Origin of the sequence: Leucobacter sp. M11 (assembly GCF_035726885.1) — a bacterium.
Lineage (GTDB): Bacteria > Actinomycetota > Actinomycetes > Actinomycetales > Microbacteriaceae > JAPFRB01.
On record NZ_JAPFRB010000003.1, the window covers coordinates 456,622 to 458,449 of the forward strand.

Sequence of the window (1,828 nt, forward strand, 5' to 3'; positions counted from 1 at the left end):
CGTGACGGGCCTGCTGCACACGAAGGGGCGCATCGACGGCCTCCTCGCCGGAATCCTCACCATGATCGCCCTCTGGTCGATCAACCTGCGCATCATGGGCAAATCGAATATCCAGCTCATCCGTGAGGAAACCCTCTTCACCCCGCTCGAGGACGCGGGCCTCATCGGCACCTGGGGCGGCGTCCTCATCTTCTTCGTCGCCGTCATGCTGCTCAAGGTGGCCGTGGACTGGTTCCTCTCCACGGACCTCGGCTACGCCATCCAGGCCACCGGCAACAACGGCCCGATGATCAGCGCGCTCGGCGCGAACACCGACCGGATGAAGATCCTCACCCTCTCGCTCTCGAACGGCTTTGTGGCGCTCAGCGGCGCCCTGCTCGCCCAGTACCAGGGCTTCGCGGACATCAGCATGGGCGTCGGCCTGATCCTGATCGGCCTCGCCTCGGTCATCCTGGGCCAGGCCGTGTTCGGCGGCAAGAACCTCATCGTGGGAACCTTCGGCGCGATCTTCGGCGCCGTGCTGTACCGCCTGATTATCTTCTGGGCGCTCGCGGCCGGGCTCAACCCGAACGACCAGAAGCTCATCACCGCCGTCCTCGTGGTGGTGGCCCTGCTGCTCTCGCACTGGGGCGTGTTCTCTCGCATCCCGCGCTTCGGAGGCAAGGGGAGCCCGGGCTCCCGTCGCGGCAGCCCGATCCTGCCCCCAGAACCGGCGCGTTCCGTGCCCGCCGCAACCCCGAGACAGGAGGGCTGAGCCGTGCTGCGGATCGACGCCATCGCCAAGACCTTCTTCCCGGGCACCGTCAACGAGCGCGCCGCGCTCAAGCACGTGTCGCTGACGCTCGCCGAGGGCGACTTCGTGACGGTCATCGGGAGTAACGGGGCGGGCAAGTCCACGCTCCTCAACGCGGTCTCGGGTCGGATGCCCGTTGACGAGGGGCAGATCAGCATCGCCGGGGTCGACGTGACCCGAATGCGCGAGTACCGCCGGGCCCGCTACGTCGGCCGGGTCTTCCAGGACCCGATGGCCGGCACCGCACCGGATCTGACCATCGAGCAAAACCTGTCCCTGGCGCTGCGGCGCGGGCAGGCCAGAGGCCTCGGGCGCGGCATCACCGCCGCCCGGCGCGAGCGCTTCCGCGAGGAACTGGTCTCGCTCGGTCTCGGCCTGGAAGATCGGCTCAAGGCAAAGGTGGGCCTGCTCTCCGGCGGGCAGCGCCAGGCGCTGTCGCTGCTGATGGCGGGCTTCACGCAGCCGAATATCCTGCTGCTCGACGAGCACACGGCGGCGCTGGACCCCCAGCGGGCGCAGCTCGTCACGGAATTGACCGAGCAGATCGTCGCGCGCGGCAACCTCACCACCATCATGGTGACCCACAACATGGAGCAGGCCCTTGCCCTCGGCAACCGGCTGATCATGATGCACGAGGGGCGGATCGTGGTGGAGGCCGACGCGGAGCGCAAGCGCTCGCTCACGGTGCCCGATCTGCTGGCCGAGTTCGCAAAGATCAAGGGCGCTCAGTTCGACGATCGGGCGCTGCTCGGCTGATCACGCGGGGCCCGAGCCGGGTTTTCCGGCCGAGCCGCGGCGACGCGAGCCGCGACCCCAGCGGGTCGCGGCTCGCGTCGCGTCCGGGGCGGGCCGAGGGGTGGGCGCCCCCCGGCAGGCCCCGCGAAGACTCGGGGCATTGTCAGCTCCCGCGCCCGCGGGCCTGTTCCGGAAAGCCGGGGCCGCGCAATAGCATGTGGGCATGGCAGAGCAGACTGAGCGCCGGACGGATGCGGCGGCCCCCCAGGGCTGGGAGGGCCTGGCTGAGGCGAGCGCGGA

The 1,828-nt window shown here is 69.6% G+C and carries 2 protein-coding genes; both read left to right on the forward strand.

The window, feature by feature from the left end; all coding sequences use genetic code 11:
• Positions 1-754 (forward strand): ABC transporter permease (locus OOT08_RS10515; RefSeq protein WP_325092600.1); only part of this gene is annotated, 754 nt, incomplete at its 5' end.
• A 3-nt stretch (positions 755-757) separates the two neighbouring features.
• On the forward strand, positions 758-1,549 hold the full coding sequence (locus OOT08_RS10520) for an ABC transporter ATP-binding protein (protein WP_325092601.1): 792 nt from the start codon (positions 758-760) through the stop codon (positions 1,547-1,549).
• The last annotated feature ends 279 nt before the right edge of the window (positions 1,550-1,828 follow it).